The following is a 20541-nucleotide window of genomic DNA, read 5'->3' on the forward strand; positions in this document are numbered from 1 at the left end:
ACGAAGACGACCTGACGTTTGGTGTCCTGCGAGAGAGTTACAAGGGCAGGGGCAACAGTGCCGTCGAGTTCGGAGGGCGAAAACTGCAGCCTGTTCCCCCACGGGAGAACTCCCTAAGGCGATCACGGCCGAGCGAGCAGACGTCGTTCTGCCGAAAAGTGCAGAGGATCACTTCGTCGAACCTTTCGCCTTCCTCCAGGGATGCGACGAGATGCGGGTGGATCCTGGTATTCTCATTTACGTAACGGTTCCTTTCCCGGATGCGAACCGTATCCATGAAGCCTGGGAAACCGCGCGGGCGTTCGCCAAGGTTCTGGCAGATGAGCGTAACCTCGCAGTGCTGGTGATCCAGCATGTGCCGGGGAGAGTGTCATCACCGAACGATCCCCACGTTCATCTTCTAATCAATCCGAGGACCTGTTCGAACCTCGGACTTCAGTATGGCGGGCTGGATCGAGCGCTTCTGCACGATGAAGGAGCGGAAATCCTGGCCGAACGGTGGGCAAAATTCATCGCGGCAAATTGCTGAGGCTGGGGAAGGGGCGTGACTGGCAACGGATACGCCCCTTTGTTCAGAAACTCAGCTGCGACGCATCCAAAAGCCCGGAATTAGATCTGCGAAAGTTTCTAACTGTTCGTCGCTTGCGCCCAACACCACCACCATCAGCGAGAACGGCGTGGGCTGCGAGCGCCCGCTTGTGTCGAGAAACCGAACACGTCCCTGAAGAAAATAGACATCGGCATCGACGCGCAGCGTCTCATGAAACCAGGCCGAGTCCGTGCGCGCCGGTACCAGGCAAACCACTGTCCGAATATTTCCCGCTCGCCATTGCTCGTGCGCCCGTCGAAGCCACTTCAGTTGCTCGGAAAATGGCGGATTGACGTAAGCGAGCTTGCCAAACCAGTGATCGGTCAATCCGTCATCGCCATGTTCGAGAATGAATTTCCGCTTCGCGACAACCGGGCTGAGCGGATGAGCGCAGGGATCGAGATCGATCTCGCCGAAAGCGGCATAGACGCTTTGCATGAAATCATCCGGGGTGAAGCGACTGTCCCGGTCGTCTTTATCGCCCTGTCCCCAGTAGGCGCGCTCGGGTGCTCGTCGCTTCGCCTTAGGCGCCAGAGCTTCTAGGATGCGTAGCAGACTGGCCACCGAATCGCCTCCCTGCTCGACCGCAGCGATGGTGGTAGGGGAGAGGCCGGTTCGCTTCGCAAGCGCAGCGACCGACGTCTTCTTTCTAATCCGTTGATTGCGCAATTGCTCGGCGAGTGACTTGCCAGAGGCGACGCCGGTCAGCCTAAAATCCAGCGCAACCATTGCAACCTCCAGAGTAGCAGTCGAACCGATACCCCGCTCAAGGCGATGAACGGCTTGGGCGCTTACGCCGATCCGGTCCGCGAGTGTCCTTTGAAGCCAGCCTTTGGCTTCCCGCGCGGCGCGCAGATCGTCGATCAGAATATGATGTCTCCAGATATCACATATGCCAGATGATAATCCGCTCGCTAAGTTCCGGCAACTGCCAGTTTCTTCGAACTTTCGAGGATAGTCGGCTGCGAGCATCGATGTGGACAAGTCCAGCAGAAGTTTGGCTTACTATAGAGTGTGCGTGATCGTGGCTTCGCGAACTGAGAGGAGGGAGTGTCCGGGCAGACTCGACCCGGTGCTTGCCACGAGGCGGAAATCGCGACAGGTAAGTTCCGATTTCAATGATCTTAATGATCAAGTTTGTCCTTGGTTTATGGGATGAAAAGGAACAGAAAAATGAATATCGAAGCCCAAAATAATATCATTCTCGCCTATCTGAGCGCCGACGAAGAAATGCTCCTCAACGGCAAGAAAATCGGATCGGGTCTTTCGTTCGCAGGAGGTGATCGCCGAACAGCGGAAGATCCTCTGCAAGTCGCGAAATTCGCGAAATCGAATGAAGAAGATACAGTTCATCTCGGTTTCGAAAGAATCGATGACGATTACAAGTTCGTCGAACTGACTCTTTATATGCCGCGAGATGAGGGAACCTATATCGTATCGGGTTGTCGACTTCATGCTGGGCGCCAAAAGGGTCGAGTCGTAATTCTCCCCCCTGCCGGTAAGAAGGGCAGCTACCGTGTTGCTCCACGCGAGATCCTTCATGTTCGTAGCGTGCCAGCGGATATCGAAGCTGGGGTTGAGCGTGCAAACACCAGGTTGAATGCGCTCGTTAGAAAATGACGGAGCATAAAAATTCCGCAAGAATGAGAACCGTTTAAGTTTTTTTCGATGGGCGCAACCGGTGAAAGACCATCGGGTGGATCTAACTTAGTCGTAGCAGGGTGAACTACGGCTGCTTTGCGCCCTCCATCGGTCATTCCGACCATTGCGCTGTGATCCTGGAAGCAGCCGTTCGTTATGGTTTCTTAACCCAATCTATTTACTTCCCTTGTGGAATTGCTGCGATTTTCCGGGCCTGCCTCGGCTCGCACTCGATCCAGAGGATATGAAATTGTGAGCCAGGAGATAGAGCTTCAGCCTCCGGACGATCAAATTTCCGCCGCCCTCGAGGAAAAGCCGCCGTTGTTCGATTTGTTCTATTCATCAGGCGTCTTCGACGAGAGAAATGCTGATACCGAAGCGGCGATCGATGAGGTCGTGAGCTCTCTGCAACCTGAAGATCGCCTCAGCGTCGCCGCAGCCATTCGCAAGATCGCACGGCAGCATTCCGAGGATGCCATCCGTCGGGTCGAAAGCCGAATGCAACTGGCGCAGGAGGTGGGACGGATCGGCTGCTTCGAGATCGACATGCGCGATGGGACCAGCGTTGGGACTCCCGCATTTTTTGAACTCTACGGCCTTCCACCAGACCAGGGGAGCTGGTCTCAACACGAGTGGCTCGCTTCAGTTCATCCCGACGATCGGGATAACGTAGTTACGCATCTCAAGCAGTTGGCTGCTGGAACCGAGCTTACCAGACTCGAATATAGAGTGGTCAGGACTGATGGCGAGGTTCGATGGACGGCAAGCAGAGCCCGCATTGAGATTGGACCCGACGGACGTCCGGTCCAGGCCTATGGAATTCAGCAGGACATCACCGAGCGTAAGCTTGTCGAACTTGCGCTGGCTGAAAGTGAAGAGCACCACCGTCACTTCATCGAGGTCAACCCGGCTTGTTTCTGGACCGCCAACCCCGCCGGCAGGATCAAGGTGGCGAATTCGGCCGCAGCTATTCGATTTGGAGTTCCATTCGAGGCCGAATCTGCGGTCGCAAACCCTCCTCTCGTTCATCCTGATGAGCGGGCTGAGGTCATGGCGGCATGGCAACTTTCGGTCAAAACCGGCAAGCCATACGATATCGAACATCGCATGCAGTGGGGAGATGGCGAGTATCGCTGGGTTCACGCACGCGCTTATCCGAGATTGGGATCCGGTGGAAAGGTGATGGCCTGGTATGGCGCCACTGAGGACATTCACGAACGGAAATTAGCAGAGCAACGCATGAGTTGGATGGCAACGCATGACTCGCTCACCGGCCTTGCCAACCGGTTGCATTTTCGCAATCGGCTGGAGGCCGAAATCATCGGGTGCGAGGGCAGGAAATTCGCGCTTTTCCTCCTCGATCTTGACGGATTCAAGCTGGTCAACGACACCCATGGTCACGATGTCGGAGACGAACTTCTCGTTGAAACTGCGCGACGCTTGCGGGATCTGGTGGGATCGCGCGGTTTTGTTGCCCGTCTTGGCGGCGATGAATTCACTATGATTATGCCGCACGTCGAGAGCGACGCATCGTCGGAAGATTTCAGCAGGCGAGTGTTGGACGAACTCTCGAAGCCCCTTCCCGTTCGCGGCGCGACCGTGAAAACCTGTGCCAGCATCGGCATCGCCATTTATCCGGATGATGACACTTCGGCTATTGAATTGCTGAAGGATGCCGATCTCGCGCTATACGCTGCCAAGTCGCAGGGCCGTAGTTGCTGGGTTAGATTCAGAGCGGAGCTACGCGAACCGGCATGCTAAGCTCCTACCTGAAATAGACTTTGAAGCCAGAATGGCACCTGTCGGTTCATTAGCAGGATGAGCTTGTTCGTTCTCCCATTGGCCAATCAAGGCCTAGGAGAAGACCGATGGGATATTCTAGATTCGATCGACCCTTGCAGCCCCGTGCAGCGTGGAATGCAGGTAAAAATGTCGGAACCAAGCGCCCTCTGACCCAGAAGCAAATTTGGGCGATCCGTTTCCATCTTGATCGGGAGGGACGCCTGCGAGACAAGGCGCTGTTCGACCTCGCAATCGACAGTAAGCTGCGTGGCTGTGACTTGGTCAAAATCAAAATTGGTGATGTCGTTGCAGGTGGAGACGTCAGGTTAAGAGCGATCGTAATCCAGCAGAAGACAAATCGGCCTGTTCAGTTTGAACTGACGGCCGACGTGCGTGCAACATTATCGTCATGGCTCGATCGCCGAGGTGGTTCGCCCAGCGACTACTTGTTTCCAAGCAGGATCGATCACGCTGGCCACATGAGCACGCGCCAATACGCACGCTTGGTTGACGAGTGGGTCACCGCCATCGGCTTACGAAAAGCCGAATACGGCACGCATTCGCTTCGAAGGACCAAGGCCGCGATGATCTATCGCGCCACGGGCAATATCCGAGCGATCCAGATCCTTCTTGGTCACACGAAGATCGAAAACACGGTGCGGTATCTCGGTGTCGATGTTGAAGATGCGTTGCTGTTAGCGGAACGCACGGAAATCTGAGACCATTGCGGTCGGCCGATTATATTCGGTCGACCGCCTTTGGGGGCCTTCGACTACGCGGCGTTCGGCTGCCAAACTGGCCGTCCATTGACCCACCGATAGACTGACAGGCTCGGCCAATTCCACTGCGCAGGTCCCGAATATCTTTCGCAGCTGCATCCGCGGCGCGCTTGCAGACGTATCTTATCCTGCAACACAAGTTGTGAGAGATCAGAGGACTGCAATTATGAGCAAGAATAAGTTTCGCGCGAGCGCTGCCATGCTGGCAATGGGCCTGTCGCTGGCCGCCTGCACGACAATGAGTGACGACATGATGGCGACTTCTGCCAATGCAGGCGCCAGCGTGATGGTTGGCGGCGCTGCAATGTTCCCCAACCGCACAATAGTCGAAAACGCCGTGAATTCACGCGACCACACCACGCTGGTTGCTGCAGTGCAGGCGGCGGGGCTCGTCGATACCTTGTCCGGGCCCGGACCCTTTACGGTCTTTGCTCCGACCAATGACGCCTTCGCCAAGCTGCCAGCCGGGACAGTCGATACGCTGTTGCAGCCCGCCAACCGAGCGATGCTGCAGTCGGTGCTGACCTACCATGTCGTCCCGGGACGCCTCACCGCTGCGGACCTGATGACCCAGATCAGGGCGGGTGGCGGCCAGGCCCAGCTAACCACCGTCCAAGGTGGAACGCTGACCGCTCGCATGATGGGCGACAAGATCATGCTGGTCGATGCAAAGGGTGGGATGTCTCATGTGACGCAAGCCAATGTCATGCAATCGAACGGCGTGATCCACGTCACGGATGGCGTCTCGCTTCCAGGCTGATGCAGCAGCCACAGTTACCGGGACGTCGGGTACCTGTTTGCCGCGGCGTCCCAACCTTTTGAGGAGGCAACATGGAACAGTATCTGAGCCGCAGGCTTTTCCTGGGTTCATCCGCCACCGCGATCGTTGCGCTTACTTTTCCACTTGGCAGTCTGGCAGCGGCAGAGCGTTTTCCGACTAGCAAGTCCCCGCAGCAATGGCGGCGCATCCTCTCGAGGCAACGGTATGCGGTGCTTCGGGAAGAGAAAACGGAGCCACCCTTTTCAAGCCCGCTTGACCGGGAGAAACGCCGCGGCACCTATGCTTGTGCCGGATGCTCGCTACCGGTGTTCAGTTCAACCGCGAAGTATGACAGCGGCACTGGCTGGCCCAGCTTCTATGCGCCCTTGCGCAATGCAGTTGGCACGCGCGCGGACAACAAACTCTCTTTCGAGCGCACCGAAGTCCATTGCCGCCGATGCGGCGGACACTTCGGACACGTGTTCAACGATGGGCCGAAGCCGACCGGCAAACGCTATTGTTTGAATGGCTTGGCACTGTTGTTTAACCCGGGCTGATCCCCCCCCTGATGCCTGGGCGAAAGAGCGGCCCCGTTTGTGCCCCAGACGGGGCCGCTCAAATCGCAGATTGGCCATTTATTGCCGCATCGGAGGTTATCTGGACGACGCTGGTTCGAGCCATGGCCCTGATTGGGGTCGGCCTTCGGATGATAAGAGAGCTGTCAGCGTGGCTCTTGGGTCGGCTAACTCAAAGGTGCCAATGCCGCGGCGCCCAGGATCGTCGTGGCCGTCGGTTGCTCGCTCGGTATGTCTGCCTGAGGTTCAAGCGAAAGAGCAATCGCACTGCCCGCAGCGATATCGGCACGCATCTCCGGTGAAAGCTCAAGCACGATTGTGGAATTGGCCGAGCTTTGACCAAGGGATCTCAGTCGGCCATCGGGTCCGATGACCCACAACTCTGGAACCAGCTCTCCCGGAGGGATGGTATCTATGCGAACCGTGAGCTTGCCGGCAGTGTCGTCATAGACTGCGGTCAGTAGCGGCCCCTCATCCGGGCGATTGACCTGTGCAACCCGCAGCATTTCAGGATTCAGTGGCCGGTCGCCCGAAAGCGCCGCGATTTGCGAACCAAGCGCAGCGTTATCCCGTCGTTCCTGCAACCACAGACCAGTCAGGACTATCGCGGCAATCGAGGCGGCGATGGTTCCGGTCCGCCAGCCTCTCGATGGGTGACCGCGGTCGTTTGCCGCGGAAGGTTTGATCGGGTCGGCCAGGTCGGCAGATACACCAATCGATGCTTCCACACGGCGCCACAAATTCTCCGGCTGCCAGTCAGCGGTATCCGCCTCGGCATCTTGCTCAGTTCTGGACCAGCCTTCGCCCACTTCCTGCCACCGGGTGACGGCAAGTGCGAAACCGGCATCCTCCGCCTGGCGTTGGCGCGCAGCAGAAAGGGACTCACCCTCGAGAAATCCTAAGGCGAGTTCGGCCGCGAGGAGGTCATCCTTTTCCGTGATGTCCGGGCGCTCAGTCACGCGTCACCTGCGCACGCAAAGCCATCAAGCCCCGCCGGATGCGGGTCTTGACGGTTCCCAAGGGGACACCTGCCTCGTCAGCCACTTGGGAGTAGGTGAGGCCACGCAGATAGGCACTGCGAATATAGCTCTGTTCGGGATCGGAAAGCGCATCAATCTCACGCCGAAGGTTTTCAGCTTCCTCTTCACGGATCAGCCGCTCGTCGGTCAGAGCCGCCTCGTCGGCTACCAAAACCAAGGGGTAATCATTTACCGTCGGCCTCCTGCCGCGAGCGCGCACGCGATCAATCGCACTGTTACGGGCGATAAAGCTCAGCCAAACCATAGGCGAACCCTTCTCGGGATCGTATCCGGCGGCGCGGTTCCAGACTTTCGTATACACTTCTTGCAATACGTCTTCCGTCGCCTCGCGGTTTCGGACCACGGCAAAGCAAATTGCATAGAGCTCGCTCGCCGTCGCCTCGTAAAGCCGGCGCATGGCCTCGCTGTCTCTGTCAGCGATCCCCGTGAGCGCCGCCACCACGTCGGTATTGCAAGAAGATCGTGCCATGCTGATGGTAGGTTCGACCCCTTAAGCGATGCCCATCACTAAGGCCAAAAGCAGTCGCGCGGCAAGGCCGGAGAAAAATTTCCGCATTTCCAAATCCGCAGACTGCCCGCGCCCGTATTGTCACCATGGCCGCGTGTTGATGCTCGGTCTGTGATGAATTTGCGGCGAGATTGCGCTGTGAAATCCAAGACAAGAATACCTCTGGCCGTCGCTTTGACCAGCGCGGCAGCAGGGGCCGGATTGTGGATGGCTGGTATTGGCCTGACCGCAGCCGATCACCTTGACCCGCCAAGCCGGACTGACCCGGCTCAGGACTCCACTCCCGACCGGGCAGCGGACATCGCCGATATCTACGCTTGGCACACTGACACTGAAGTCAATCTCGTCCTCACCTTTGCCGGACCACAGGCGACGACTGCACCTGCCACCTACGATCCCGACGTTCTCTACACGATCAACCTCTCAAATTCCGGTCCGCGGACAACGCCTGATCTCCCGATTCAAATTCGTTTCGGTCGCGGCAGCGGCGCGGATGAATTTGGCGTGCAGGTGAGCGGCCTGCCAGGCGTTGGTGGAACCATTGAGGGGGCCGTCGAAACGGATTTGACCAAGGACGGCGTCCGTGTTCGTGCCGGGCTGTTCGACGATCCGTTCTTTTTCGATCTTCAGGGCTTTCGCGAGACAGCTTCGACCGGGAAGCTGAGTTTCAATCCCAATCGCGATTTCTTCGCGGGGCAAAACTTGACCGCTGTGGTGATCAGTATCCCGCGGAATCGGATAGAAAATGGTGCCAATCTGGTTGACGTCTGGGCAACCACCTCGCGCTTCGGAGGGCAGCTTTAATGAACAGTCTCTTTACACCCGCGCGCCGTCGTAAGTTTGTGGTTGCACCGCTTGTGCTCTCGCTCGGGCTCCTATCAGCCTGTTTTGATGGCAACGACGACGATGGCCTTGCCGCTGTGCCGCCACCGGTTCCGACGCCGGTGCCGACCCCCACTCCGACTCCTGCCAGTTTCAATGTCTCTCCTTGTCTTGATCAGGTGGTGCCGGGAACCGGCGGCGTTACTGTTGCTCAAGCGGTCGTCCCCGATACTTTGACCCTGAACCTCGCAGCCGCGTCGGGCTTCCCCAATGGACGCAAATTGCCCGACCCGGTTATCGATGTGACGCTCGCGGTTATCTTCTTGGACCTGACCGTGCACGGAGCAGGGACATTGGCAGGTCTCCCTCTCAATCCCCCCGCCAACGATGTTCCTTTTCGCGCAGGCTTCCCTTTCCTTGCACAGGCGCAAGGCTCGCCGCCGCAGCCGTCGGGTGGAAGTTCGTTCGGGTTCAGAACGAATGCTCCGTCTGCCTATGTCCGGGTAGACCGGATGGGCATGCCGGCAGTGGCAACAGCTCTGATCGGCTCCGACCAGAAAATTCCCTACAATGATGCCAATCCGGCTGACGATGCGGCGGGCACTTTCGTGCCTGAACTCGTGGAGCAGTTGACTGGGTTGACCAATGCTCTGGCCGACGACCTGGTCGGTGCCGGGCTAACGCCCTGCGCAAAGCCGAGCTAGTCGATTTGCTGCCGCCATTGGTAAATATGCAGGACGGGTGCGTCTCCGCGCGCACCCGTTTCGCTGCTCTCCGCTGGCAAAACGGACCGCGTTCAGTCTGGCGGGGACCTGCCCTTGTCCTTGCGGCTCTCCTTATTGTCGCGGCAGGAGAGTATCTTCTCAATCGAGAGGACGAACCGGCGAGAGTTCAGTTTGCACTCGCTGCGCCCGACTTCGGACCCGCAGACTATCAGGCACATAGCGAGACCCTGAAGGATCGTCTGGAACTCGACCGGGAGCGGGTCGCTCGGGCACCGGGAGAATGGCTACCGCGTGCAAGTCTCGCGAGCGCTTTGCTCGCCGACTTCAGGGTCACCGGCCGGGTGGAAAGCCTTGAAATCGCCCGGCGCGAGTATTCGCTGGTGCAGTCGCTGGCTCCCGAACCGGCGGGTGCGCCGCTTGCTCTCGCTGACTTTGCACTGGCCACACACGACATCGCGGCAGCGAAATCTGCGCTCGTGGTGTTTTCCCGGTCGGCGGTTCCACCGACCCCGATCGAACGCTCAGAAGCCTTCGCGATGCACAGCGATATTGCCTTTTATAAGGCAGACCTTGCCGCAGCACACCAGCGTCTTGCGCAAGCAGAAGGGCTGGCAGCCGGTTCCGGCATCCATATTCGCCAAGCTCTTCTGTTGCGCTCCACCGGCGAATTCGATGGCGCGCTTACGAGACTTGCGCATGCCAGCACCAGCACCTCACGCACCCCCCTGACGCTTGCCTCAATTGCCTTGCAGGCAGGGGTGATCGAAAGCAGCAGAGGAAACTACGCCAAAGCCAGGAACTGGTATGAGACGGCAGAAAGGTTGTTCCCAGGCTATTGGCTAACGCGCCTGCATTTGGCGGAAGCCCGTCTTGTGGCCGGGGAAGACGTGCAGGCCATCGCAGAGCTTGAAAGTATCGTCGAACAATCTCCGCGCCCGGAGGCGATGGATATGCTGGCGCTTATTTACCGTGTCAAAGGTCAGCGAGCGAAGAGCCTCGAATGGTCACGCCGAGCATCTGCGATCTGGCGCCAGCGAGTTGCGGAATTCCCTAACGCATATGGCGCTCACGCAGCCGAGCACGAACTTGTGTTTGGTGACCCGAACCGTGCTCTGGCGCTTGCAATCCAAAACCGCCGCGCGAGACCTTATGGCGAAGCGCGGATCCTGCTCGCAAATACCCTTATCGCGAATGGCCAACCCGAGATCGCACTTGATGAGCTAATCGCGGCAGAAGCCAGTGGCTGGCGTTCTGCTACTCTATATGCGGCGAAGGCACAGGCCTCCGATTTGCTCGGCCACACAGATAACGCCGAGACCTATCGCGAGCAGGCAATCAGCTTGAACCCGGAAATTTTTGCAGCCCGAACGAGGATGGTATGGCTGGCACACGGATAGGTCTTGCAGCACGGTTGTTGTTCTTTTGGGTCGTCGCCAATTTTTCGGCACTTGCGCTCGCCCATGTGACGCCAAACAGCGAGGGCCAGCTCGACCTTTACGACGACCGGGTCGAGCTGGAAGTCATCATCCCTGCCGCCGAATACAGTTTTGCGAGCGAGCACCCCGCCGCGAATGACGCCCAGTCCCTGAAACTGGCGGAAACCTATCTGTCAAACCAGATTGGACTGATATCTCCGAGCGGAAACCGCTGGACTACCGAGATCTACGAGGCCCGGTTTGTGTCTGATGCCGGCCCGATCGATCTACGAGGCCGCATAGTCCTGCGGCCTCCGGCAGGCGAAGGCGCCCGAAGCTTTGATCTGGTGTGGAACGCGGTGGTCCGCGAAGTGCCCGATCATTTCGCCCTGGTGATGCTGCGCAGCGACTGGGGAGGCAAAATCGGCTCTCAATCGGAGGTGCTGGGCTCCGTGCGCAACGGAAATACGGTCGTTAAGGTAAGACAAGGAAGGAGCAGCGAGTGGACCCGCTTTGCCAACGCAGTGCGGCTCGGGGCAGACCATATCCTCCAAGGACTGGACCATCTCGCGTTTCTCCTCGCTCTGGTCCTCACCGCGCCGCTTTTGTTTCAGGAAGGGAAATGGCAGTCGCGAAAAGATTTGGGGCCGTCTATCCGTTCCGTCGCGATCCTCATCTCCGGTTTCACGGTTGGCCACAGCGCGACATTAATCGCGGCATCTCTCTGGGGATGGAGCTTGCCATCAGGCCCGGTCGAGGTGGTTATTTCACTTTCGATCCTGGTGGCGGCACTTCACGCTCTGAAACCGATTTTTCCGCAGCGTGAAGCGTTTGCGGCCACCGCGTTCGGGCTCGTTCACGGATTGGGCTTTGCCGGCTTTTTGAGTTCGACAGATGCCGAACTTTCGCGGAATATCGTCACCTTGCTCGGCTTCAATCTCGGCATCGAGCTTATGCAACTAGCAATCGCGTCTGTTGTCGTCTCGGCTCTGGTAATTCTGGCAAGCACGCGTTTTTACTCGTGGGTGCGAGTGGGTCTGGCACTTGTCTGTGCATTTTTGGCATTGTTTTGGACATTCGATCGGCTCGTGGGCTTGCCGATCAATCTGGTCGAGGCAACCGACGCCGCCATAGAGGCATTGAGCCAATATCTGCTCGTCACCGCCTTCATTGTGATTTTGTTCGGAATTTACTCGCGGACAAATCTGAAATGGTTCGGCCGTTTCCAATGGTTTTCACGGTTTGGTCTCTCTCGGAGGCCATCGTGATAACATCCGTGGAGATCATGACCAACTACGGGGAGAGCTTGATCTCGATCAGGACATTGTCTGCACTCAAACCTGCTGTTTGGCGAGGGTTTCGCACTTCTTTAAAGAATGGAGGCAAGGAGTAATTCCGATGCTGAGCAACCACAATTTCATTCCTGATGTTACCGCTTGCTTCTGTCCGAACTGCGGCTGCAATCTGCGCGAGTCCGAAAGGCTGGCCTACGGCAATATCGTAATCGACGAACGCGGTGATCTCTGGTTCGAAGGTCAGCCCTTGCTTTTGACCAGATGCCAGCACCTGATCGTCGAGGCATTGGTCCGAGCGAAGGGGCGCGGACTTACGCGATCCTTCCTCGCAACCATTATCGGCGGCGAAATCTACGATCAGACCATTTCCAAATACATTCAACGTGCCCGGGATAGCTTTCGCCACATCGAACCTGGGTTCGATCAGATCACTTCGCTTCGCGGTTTCGGCGCATACCGATGGGAGTGTCGCACATCGTTATGAGTCACAACCCAGCGCAAAATCAGTCAGCGACCCAATGGTCGGATAGGAGATTTGCCTGACTGGCAACCGCCGGCCGTCAGAATGGGTATCGCAGGCTGACACGAACTTGCCTGGGCTCCACCGGATGAAATGCATAACAGCCGATGGTCACCTTCGCTCATGGAGACAGGCTTGCCCGAGGCGATCTATCTCTGCAGAACGATGCCGACAGACGTCTGCTTATGCAGATACATTTCCCCGAAGTTGCCAGTCCGCTGTCGGCCCAGCTCACGCCATTCGCAGGCGACAAATGGATCCGCGCTTTGGTAGGGTGGCCGAGTGCGAACAAGATTGAGCATCTGTTTGAAGAAGGTTTCCTACCGCTCGGAGGAGGAGGCGGTCCTCGTTGTCCAGCGCTCCGGCTTGCAGCTCCGGACTTACCGCTGCGACCGCTGCCGCTTCATTCACCTCACGAGCCGCACGAAAGGCAAACGCGTTCCTAAGATTGCGGAGTGATAATAGCTGCTGATCCGGCCATTGGTTCAAACGAGCGGCAACTTAACCCATTTTCATACCCCGAACCTGACAGGGAGGACACGGCCCAAGCCCGGACCTCAGCCGCGGTTGCGGGTTGCGCGGTGCGGATGAAGCGGCCATCCGGCAGACATGACCTTCACCGCTTCCCGCCGCGCCGTTCTGGGCGCTTCGCTCGCCATCCCCGCGCTCGCTTACGCGCCGATCCTGCGCGCCGCGCAGTCCGATCTGTCGCAGCTGTCGGACATGACGAGCGGGGCGCAGCCCATCACGTCGGCGGAACGACTGGAGCGGATCGCCCGTGCGCAGGCGCTGATGGAAGCGAACGACATCGCCGCCGTGGTCATCGAACCGGGCGCCTCGCTGACCTATTTCACCGGCGTCGAGTGGGGCCGCAGCGAGCGCGTGACAGGCGCGGTCCTGCCTCGCGATGGCGAGCCGCTGATCGTGACGCCTTTCTTCGAAGAACCCTCCGTGCGCGAAACGCTGGACATTCCGGCCCAGCTGCGCGTCTGGCAGGAAGACGAAAGCCCGCTGGCGCTGATCGCCGCCTGGCTGCACGAGCGCGACCTTGCAAGCGGGCGGCTGGGCATCGAGGAGACCGCGCGCTTCTTCGTGGCCAATGGTCTGGCAGCCCGCCTGCCGCAGATGCGCACGGTGTCCGCCGATCCGGTGGTGCGCACGCTGCGGATGCACAAGAGCGCGTCGGAAATCGCTCTGATGCAGCTCGCCACCGATGTGACGATGGCCGCCTATCGCTGGACCTGGCCGCGCGTCGAGGCCGGAATGACCGGCGCGCAGATTTCTGCCCTGATGAGCGGTGCGACGCGGGCGCTGGGCGGCACCCCGCAATTCTCGCTGGCGCTGGTCGGCGAGGCGTCCGCCTATCCCCACGGCTCGCGGCAGGTCCATAGGATTGCCGACGGCGAGGTGGTGCTGATGGATTGTGGATGTGCGGTCCACGGCTACGAAAGCGATGTCTCGCGCACCTTTTCCTACGGATCGATCCGTGCAGACGTGGCGCACGTATGGGAGACGGCAGCGCGCGGACAGCGCATCGTGTTCGACGCGGCGCAGATTGGCACGCCCGCGGCCAGAGTGGACGATGCGGTGCGCGCCTTTTACGAAAGCATGGGCTACGGCCCCGGCTACGCGCTGCCCGGCCTCTCCCACCGCACCGGCCACGGCATCGGCATGGACGGCCACGAACCGATCAATCTGGTGCGCGGAGAGGAGACTCCGCTGGCGCCTGGCATGTGCTTCTCGAACGAACCCGGCATCTACCTACCGGGCCGGTTCGGTGTTCGCCTGGAGGACTGCATCTATATGACCGAAAGCGGACCCAACTGGTTTAGCCAGCCCGCCGCGTCGATCGAGAATCCGATTTAAACCGGAAATTTCTTTCCAGCTCTCCATCCTCGAAAGTAGGCCGACCTAGACGCGGGGTGAGTATCGCAGGAATGGCCGCCTTCATAGCTTGCTCGCTGGAAAGCAGACAGTCTCCAATCGGCACAGTAGCCGCCGGTCGGCTACGCGCCCTAAGTCCGGTCCAACGGGCGGCTATTCTGATCGTTAGATCACGTCGGAACTCGGGATGCACAGGTTCCCGGGATGTAGGCACAATTGCAAGCGAATGATCACCAAATCTGCTTCAAAATTCTAATATAACTGGCCGCCGAACACCACCAACGGCAACTTTCGGGGATGGGTCCCATTGAAAGGAACGGCAGAAATCACCATCTGCTGACCATCCAGGAGGATGGTATGCCTGCTAATTCAAGTCCGCGACCCACCGGCGATAGCGAAAAGATTACGATCAATCTCGGGTTTGTTGATCTCGGCTCGATCGATCTGCTTGTGAGGGAAAGCGCCTTTGCCAACCGCACTGATTTCATCCGAACTGCAATCCGAAATGAACTGGCCCGGCATGAGGAGATATCTCGGCAGGTCCGCACTCGTGAAATGCCAGTGCTGGGTATTAGTCAACTTAGCCGCAAAGATCTCGAAATGGCTCGGGAGGCCGGCGAGATGCTGGAACTTCACGTGCTTGGCTTGCTCAGCATCGGGAACGACGTCGAACCGGAACTGGCACTAGCTACGATCAAGTCGCTCTCGGTGCTTGGAGCTTTTCGCGCACCTGCCTCCGTAAAATCGGCGCTGGCCGATCGACTGACCTAACATGATGGCCCGCCAAACAGGATATTGATGATGATTCACCCAATGAACGCTCAGATGAAGCATATCCTCGCCTTGACGCGCGCTGGCAGTCTGAGTGACGCTACTGCTCTAATCCAACGCACGCTGAGCGCTACGAACTTCGTCAAAGCGGAGCCAAGTCTGATGCCGGCGAGGCCCGTCGATCTTCGTAAAGAGATGAGTGCTCTTCCCAAATCTCAAGCGATTGTGCGCAAGGGCAAACGCAACGGGCCTCGGGACGGCGCAGCACAAGGAATGAAGCGGCATTGCTACGACGCTGCCCGTGGCAGCCTTGATTACCTGCTGTATGTGCCCGCGCAGGTCGATGGACCGCTTCCGCTCGTTATAATGCTTCATGGCTGCACGCAGTCCGCCGATGATTTCGCCCGTGGCACGCACATGAACGAAATAGGGAAAGAGTTTGGCCTCATCGTCGCTTATCCCGAGCAACGGCAATCCGCAAACGCCCAGAAATGCTGGAACTGGTTCCGTCCCGGTGACCAGAAGAAAGGCGCTGGCGAACCCGAGATGATCGCCGGCATCACACGCGAGATCATGGCAAATTGCGATGTCGATTCTTCCCGCGTCTATATTGCGGGGCTTTCCGCCGGAGGCGCGGCTGCAGCGATCATGGCGGCTTCCTACCCAGAGCTCTACACTGCCGTAGGAATTCATTCAGGGCTCGCATGCGGATCTGCACGAGACTTGCCCAGTGCGTTGGCGGCTATGAGAGGTCAAAGAAAAAGCCGACCGGTCTCCGCGAGCCCGTATATTCCGGTCATCACCTTTCATGGCGACCGCGACAGCACGGTCCATCCGGCAAACAGCGAGCAGATCCATGCGGATTGTGCTTCATCTCCCGATCTTGCTTCGCTCGAACGAAGGGTTGAGCAAGGTGTCAGTTCAGCCGGACGCCGCTACCGCAAGACATCGTTAGTAAATTCGGATTGCCGCAGTTTAGCAGAGAATTGGGAAATCGTAGGTGCGGGCCATGCGTGGTCAGGCGGATCGCCAGCCGGATCCTACACGGATGCCAGTGGTCCTGACGCCTCACGAGAGATGGCGCGCTTTTTCCTTCAACACCGTAAATGTCGGTAACCGCTGGAGCGTCAGCAATCTTCGATCTGGGCAGGATAGCGACCGCCGCCGTCGATAGCGGTGTCACGCTCGCGGTCGTGCCGCTGCGGGTGCTTGCCGAATAGAAGTCATGCTGGACCAGCTTAAGGCGCACGAATTCCGGATCGTGGGACCGGATTGGCGCTGATTTCGTGCCCCGGAACGATATTGCCTACCGCCGTTCGTTCCCGATGCGCTGTCCGCTTTGATTGCGACGCATACCGCGCCATAGGGTGGTGGATCGCAACGCGGGGGCTGCATGACGGAAGACGAAGCGCGCAGGATCGAGTTTGTCCGAGCCATCGAGCTCGAAGATCGCGAAGCTACGCTCTTCACCAAGGAGGACCGGGCGGCGGCCGATGCGAGCGGACGACAGGCGGCCGGTTCGTTGAAAAGCGGGCGCTTCGCCAAGGCGTTTTTGATCGCGCGCGCTAATTTCGCCACCGCGCGGCTGACAACGCGGCACAAGGGGCTGGCGCGGTTGTTGCAGCGCACGCGCTGGTCGGGCTGGATCGGCATTGGGCTCGCGGCAGCGGGGCTGGTGGCGGGGTTCTCCGCCAATGAGTTCGGCACCGGGCAACGCATGGATCTTTTGGCCGCACCCCTGCTGGGGACGATCGGCTGGAACCTGCTGGTCTATGCATGGATATTCGGGGCCACGATTGCGGGTCTGGTCAGCGGCAACCGCTTGCCTGATCCGCTCGCGCTGGGCATTGCGCGGCTCAGCGGCGTGGGGCGGCGCATCTCCGACCCTTCCTCAGCGATCGAACGTGCCGCGCGCAATTTTGAGGAGCGTTGGTCGGACGTGACCTCGCCTATCGACGCCGCGCGCGCCCGGCGTTCGCTGCATCTGAGCGCAGCGCTGTTCGCAGTCGGGCTGATCGCAGGCATCTATCTGCGAGCGCTGGTGATTGAATATCGCGCGGGTTGGGAAAGCACGTTCCTGGACCCTGTGGCGGTGCGCGCCGTGCTGGTCGCCTTGCTTGGGCCTGCCAGCTCGGTATCGGGCGTCGCGATCCCGCCGCTCGCCGACATCAACGCCATGCGCTGGACGGGAGCGGAAATCTCCGGCGTCAATGCGGCGCCCTGGATTCACCTATACATGCTAACTATCACGGGGCTGGTCATCGTGCCGCGCCTCGCTCTGGCTAGCTGGCAGAGCCTGAGGGCATTTCAGCTTGCGCTCAGCCTGTCAGTGGCAGGGCGCGACGATTTTTACATTCGCCGCCTCCTGCGCGCGAGCGGCGCCGCACCAGGACGCGCGCGCGTGATCCCCTATGCTTACCATCCCGGCGAGGAGACCCGCCGACGCCTGATCGCTACGCTGAAACATGTCCTAGGCGATGGGGCCGAGGTTCGCATCGAAGAGCCGATCGAATACGGGGGAGAAGAGAACTGGATCACTACTCGCGCAATCGATCCCGATGACGATTACTGCGTGCTGCTGTTTACGCTGTCCTCCACGCCAGAGGCAGAAAACCACGGCTATCTGGCGCAGATCGTGGCGCAGCGACTTAAGGACCATGGTAACGGAACGGTGCTGGGGGCGCTGATCGACGAAAGCCCATACCGCGTGCATTTCGGCGGACAGTCGGGCCTTGACGAACGGATCGCGACGCGACTGGCTGCCTGGCGCTCGGTTTTCGCGCCCGCAGGCATCGTTCCCCTCGGCGTGGACCTTTCCGACATCGCGGACGACCGGCTGGCACAACGGATCGAAGCGAATTTGCAGGCCGATTTGGACTTGGTGCGATGAGTATGGAAGGCTTGCCCGCAACCGAACCGGCAGGGGACGGAGCGACCGTCAACCTTAGCCTGATCAGCCACACCAATGCCGGCAAAACGACTCTTGCGCGCACGCTGCTGGGTCGCGACGTGGGCGAGGTCCGCGATGCGGCGCATGTGACCGATCTGTCCACCGGGTATGTACTGGTGCAGAACGATGCCGATACGCTGATGCTATGGGACACCCCCGGGTTCGGCGATACTGCTCGTTTGCTGCGGCGGCTGAAAGGTTCCGGCAATCCGATCGGCTGGTTCCTGTCGCAGGTGTGGGACCGCTGGCGCGAACGCCCGCTATGGTCGAGCCAGCAAGCGGTCAAGAACGCGCGCGAAGAAGCAGACGTCATCCTCTACCTTGTCAACGCGGCAGAGGATCCCGCCAGCGCCAATTACGTCGATCTGGAAATGGAGGTGCTGGGTTGGATCGGGAAACCGGTGGTTGTGCTGCTGAACCAAATGGGCCCCCCGCGCGAGGATGTGTCGGGCGAGCAGGCGCGCTGGGCGGATATCGGCGCACCGGGCCAGGTGCGAGCGGTCCTGCCGCTGGATGCTTTTGCCCGCGTGTGGGTGCAAGAAGGCGCCCTGCTCGACACGGTGGCGCCCCTATTAAATGAAGCGAAGCAGCCCGCCATGGTGCGCTTGCGCGAACGGTGGGAGCTGCTGAACTTAGCGCGATACGAAGCGGCGATTGGGGTCCTCGCGCGGTATCTCGCCCGGGCCGCGGCCGATGACGAGGAGGTCGAGGACGCCGGCTGGCAGGGGAAATTGGCCGAAGCGGTTTCGGGCCGCGGCAAGAGCGACGGCGCGGCGCGCAAGGCGATGGTCCAGCTCGCCGCGCGACTGGCTGAAGCGACCGCCGCCTCAACCGACGAGCTGATCATATTGCACAATCTGTCGGGCAAGGCCGCGAAACAAGTGCTGGAACGGGTGGGCGAGGATTACGCGCATGGTGCCAAGACGCCCGAAGGCGTGGCGGCGACCTTAGGCGGGTTAATGACGGGTGCGGTCGGCGGGCTGGCGGCTGACGTGATGTCGGGCGGCCTGACGCTGGGCGGTGGCATGATCGTGGGCGCGGTTCTGGGCGCACTAGGCGGCAGCGGGGTTGCCAAGGGTATCAACATGGCACGCGGCGAGAATGGGTCGAAAATGCGCTGGGCGAACGATTTTCTCGAGCGGCTAACGGTGACTGCCGTGCTGCGCTATCTCGCCGTGGCCCATTATGGACGCGGCCGGGGCGAATATTCGGAGGGCGAACACCCGGCATTCTGGCAGAAGGTCGTGGAAGATGAGGTCGCCAAACGTGCCGAAGCTTTAATGATCGCTACCGCTACTAGCCGCTCCGCCATTAACGAGACAGCGCCACCAGCGATCAGTGAGGAGCTGCGCAGGATCATAAGCGCCGTGTTAAAGCGTCTTTACCCCGAAGCCGGGAAGAATGTCGCTTGGTCTTAATCAGTCGGACCAGGGATGCTTCAATCTGGGCGCGCCTGGGATTCCCGCTAGACCGCCTTTCGGTCGTTAACGGAATGGCAGCTTTCCATACCAGCAAGCTAGAAGCGGGCAGTCGGCAAACGGCCCAACAGCAGAAATTGCACTGCGAGCCTCCTTTTGACTACCCAAACTACTACCGATTCTACATCAATGCTTCCGCTGGCTCGCACACTAAATCAGGCCGAACATCACTTTTATGAGCGTTGGCCCGGAAGCTGTCGAGAAGTTCATTTCGGTAGAAATACCAACGCCCTCCTAATTTTTTCGCCGGTATCAGACCCTGATCGAGCAGGTGATAAATCTCGCGCGGGCTTAGGCCGAGAGCCTTCGCAGCTTCTTTCGCGCCCTTTAACAAGTCATGAGAATCTTTCATATGAAACTCCTGTGGATACGTTTGTATCTAAACAGCTAGCTTTTCTGCAGAGTGTGTGCAATGGATATATTCGTATCCAAAGGAAAGTTGATGCTCAAGTTCGCACAGGTTGAAATCGCTCTTGCCTCGAATCTCGACGTAAAAGAGGAACATCGTGAAAAGTTTCGAGCCCGTCTCAAGCAGCTCCAGCGTTCCGGATGGCCCACCGGTGTAAACACTGGTGGCAAACGCCCTAGATACGGAGCGCGCCAATTACTTGAACTCGCGTTCGTTCTCGAATTGCTCGAATGTGGAATTAGCCCGGACCGGTCCGTGCGATTAATTGAGGGGTGGTGGGAGTCCGTTCGAAAAGCCTTTTTGCAAGCGCGTAGCGCTCCGGACGAGCAAATTATGCTCGGGTTTTTCCAGACGCACTTCACGGGACTTTCGCTGCAGGCAGGTCAAGCGGATATTGGGGAGCCGGACGAAGGCGCTTTTATCTTCTCGATAACAGCCAACGAGAGACCTGAAGAACTCTCAAGCCTTCAAGCGATGCTGAGCGCTCCTCGTTACATCACTATAAACGTGAGCAGAATCCTGTTCGGCCTAACTGTCGGTCTGCGTGAGGCTGGCACTGAGAGTGCATTCGTGTGGGCGCAAACAGAAGAGTGGTGAA

Annotated in this window: 21 protein-coding genes; 16 read left to right on the top strand and 5 right to left on the bottom strand. The window is 59.0% G+C overall.

The features are described from left to right. Positions 1 to 211: 211 nt before the first annotated feature. Positions 212 to 529, top strand: coding sequence for a hypothetical protein (locus tag A9995_RS16580; protein WP_145916844.1), 318 nt, complete (start codon positions 212 to 214; stop codon positions 527 to 529). A 51-nt stretch (positions 530 to 580) separates the two neighbouring features. Here A9995_RS16580 and A9995_RS07035 read toward each other — a convergent pair whose 3' ends face one another. After that, on the bottom strand, positions 581 to 1561 hold the full coding sequence (locus A9995_RS07035) for a DNA N-6-adenine-methyltransferase (protein ID WP_082992545.1): 981 nt from the start codon (positions 1559 to 1561) through the stop codon (positions 581 to 583). Between the two features lie 201 nt (positions 1562 to 1762). Between A9995_RS07035 and A9995_RS16585 the strand changes: the two genes are divergently transcribed. The 5 genes from A9995_RS16585 (at position 1763) to msrB (ending at position 6108) form a co-directional block, all read left to right on the top strand. Beyond that, positions 1763 to 2209, top strand: a complete 447-nt coding sequence (locus A9995_RS16585) for a hypothetical protein (protein ID WP_145916845.1) — start codon at positions 1763 to 1765, stop codon at positions 2207 to 2209. Between the two features lie 273 nt (positions 2210 to 2482). Beyond that, positions 2483 to 3991 carry a sensor domain-containing diguanylate cyclase gene (locus A9995_RS07045; protein WP_067610751.1) on the top strand — a complete coding sequence of 503 codons (1509 nt, stop codon included), beginning with the start codon at positions 2483 to 2485 and terminating at the stop codon, positions 3989 to 3991. Positions 3992 to 4098: 107 nt separating this feature from the next. Next, the gene (locus A9995_RS07050) at positions 4099 to 4731 is read left to right on the top strand and encodes a tyrosine-type recombinase/integrase (protein WP_067610752.1); all 633 of its coding nucleotides are present in this window, start codon (positions 4099 to 4101) and stop codon (positions 4729 to 4731) included. Positions 4732 to 4957: 226 nt separating this feature from the next. Then, positions 4958 to 5551: a fasciclin domain-containing protein gene (locus A9995_RS07055; RefSeq protein ID WP_067610753.1), complete on the top strand. Its 594-nt coding sequence runs from the start codon at positions 4958 to 4960 to the stop codon at positions 5549 to 5551. A 71-nt stretch (positions 5552 to 5622) separates the two neighbouring features. Beyond that, on the top strand, positions 5623 to 6108 hold the full coding sequence (msrB, locus tag A9995_RS07060; protein ID WP_067610754.1) for a peptide-methionine (R)-S-oxide reductase MsrB: 486 nt from the start codon (positions 5623 to 5625) through the stop codon (positions 6106 to 6108). A 185-nt stretch (positions 6109 to 6293) separates the two neighbouring features. On the opposite strand, the gene A9995_RS07065 is transcribed toward msrB, so the two are convergent. Both A9995_RS07065 and A9995_RS07070 read right to left on the bottom strand, forming a co-directional pair. After that, positions 6294 to 7085 carry an anti-sigma factor domain-containing protein gene (locus tag A9995_RS07065; protein WP_067610755.1) on the bottom strand — a complete coding sequence of 264 codons (792 nt, stop codon included), beginning with the start codon at positions 7083 to 7085 and terminating at the stop codon, positions 6294 to 6296. Next, a complete protein-coding gene (locus tag A9995_RS07070; protein WP_168157348.1) occupies positions 7078 to 7605 on the bottom strand; it encodes an RNA polymerase sigma factor in 528 nt (175 codons plus the stop codon). Before A9995_RS07070 ends, A9995_RS07065 begins: the two co-directional genes overlap by 8 nt. Before the next feature lie 207 nt (positions 7606 to 7812). Here A9995_RS07070 and A9995_RS07075 point away from each other — a divergent pair, with 207 nt between their 5' ends. The 4 genes from A9995_RS07075 to A9995_RS07090 all read left to right on the top strand — a co-directional run bounded on the left by A9995_RS07075 (position 7813) and on the right by A9995_RS07090 (position 11904). Then, complete coding sequence (locus A9995_RS07075; RefSeq protein WP_233998124.1) at positions 7813 to 8478, top strand: DUF4331 family protein; 666 nt, start codon at positions 7813 to 7815, stop codon at positions 8476 to 8478. Then, entirely contained in the window at positions 8478 to 9200 is a 723-nt protein-coding gene (locus A9995_RS16590; protein WP_145916846.1) for a DUF4331 domain-containing protein, read from the top strand. The genes A9995_RS07075 and A9995_RS16590 overlap by 1 nt, the downstream gene beginning before the upstream one ends. Before the next feature lie 332 nt (positions 9201 to 9532). Next, on the top strand, positions 9533 to 10618 hold the full coding sequence (locus A9995_RS07085; protein ID WP_168157349.1) for a lipopolysaccharide assembly protein LapB: 1086 nt from the start codon (positions 9533 to 9535) through the stop codon (positions 10616 to 10618). Continuing rightward, the gene (locus A9995_RS07090) at positions 10600 to 11904 is read left to right on the top strand and encodes a HupE/UreJ family protein (protein WP_082992546.1); all 1305 of its coding nucleotides are present in this window, start codon (positions 10600 to 10602) and stop codon (positions 11902 to 11904) included. The genes A9995_RS07085 and A9995_RS07090 overlap by 19 nt, the downstream gene beginning before the upstream one ends. Positions 11905 to 11929: 25 nt before the next feature. Here A9995_RS07090 and A9995_RS16595 read toward each other — a convergent pair whose 3' ends face one another. Beyond that, a complete protein-coding gene (locus tag A9995_RS16595) occupies positions 11930 to 12313 on the bottom strand; it encodes a hypothetical protein (protein ID WP_168157350.1) in 384 nt (127 codons plus the stop codon). A gap of 747 nt (positions 12314 to 13060) precedes the next feature. Here A9995_RS16595 and A9995_RS07100 point away from each other — a divergent pair. The 5 genes from A9995_RS07100 (at position 13061) to A9995_RS07120 (ending at position 19474) form a co-directional block, all read left to right on the top strand. After that, entirely contained in the window at positions 13061 to 14317 is a 1257-nt protein-coding gene (locus A9995_RS07100; RefSeq protein WP_067610768.1) for a Xaa-Pro peptidase family protein, read from the top strand. 315 nt (positions 14318 to 14632) lie between these two features. Continuing rightward, positions 14633 to 15106 carry a hypothetical protein gene (locus A9995_RS07105; RefSeq protein ID WP_199797227.1) on the top strand — a complete coding sequence of 158 codons (474 nt, stop codon included), beginning with the start codon at positions 14633 to 14635 and terminating at the stop codon, positions 15104 to 15106. 27 nt (positions 15107 to 15133) lie between these two features. After that, the gene (locus tag A9995_RS15985) at positions 15134 to 16222 is read left to right on the top strand and encodes a PHB depolymerase family esterase (RefSeq protein ID WP_199797228.1); all 1089 of its coding nucleotides are present in this window, start codon (positions 15134 to 15136) and stop codon (positions 16220 to 16222) included. A gap of 277 nt (positions 16223 to 16499) precedes the next feature. Then, the gene (locus A9995_RS07115; RefSeq protein ID WP_067610771.1) at positions 16500 to 17996 is read left to right on the top strand and encodes a DUF2868 domain-containing protein; all 1497 of its coding nucleotides are present in this window, start codon (positions 16500 to 16502) and stop codon (positions 17994 to 17996) included. Between the two features lie 2 nt (positions 17997 to 17998). After that, positions 17999 to 19474 (top strand): DUF3482 domain-containing protein, encoded by a 1476-nt coding sequence (locus A9995_RS07120; RefSeq protein ID WP_067610773.1) that lies wholly within the window; start codon positions 17999 to 18001, stop codon positions 19472 to 19474. A 181-nt stretch (positions 19475 to 19655) separates the two neighbouring features. On the opposite strand, the gene A9995_RS15990 is transcribed toward A9995_RS07120, so the two are convergent. Continuing rightward, positions 19656 to 19886 carry a helix-turn-helix domain-containing protein gene (locus tag A9995_RS15990; protein ID WP_082992548.1) on the bottom strand — a complete coding sequence of 77 codons (231 nt, stop codon included), beginning with the start codon at positions 19884 to 19886 and terminating at the stop codon, positions 19656 to 19658. A gap of 90 nt (positions 19887 to 19976) precedes the next feature. Here A9995_RS15990 and A9995_RS07125 point away from each other — a divergent pair, with 90 nt between their 5' ends. Next, entirely contained in the window at positions 19977 to 20540 is a 564-nt protein-coding gene (locus tag A9995_RS07125) for a hypothetical protein (protein WP_145916849.1), read from the top strand. The last annotated feature ends 1 nt before the right edge of the window (position 20541 follow it).

This window comes from Erythrobacter sp. QSSC1-22B (assembly GCF_001678665.1).
In the GTDB taxonomy this organism is placed as follows: Bacteria; Pseudomonadota; Alphaproteobacteria; order Sphingomonadales; family Sphingomonadaceae; genus Qipengyuania.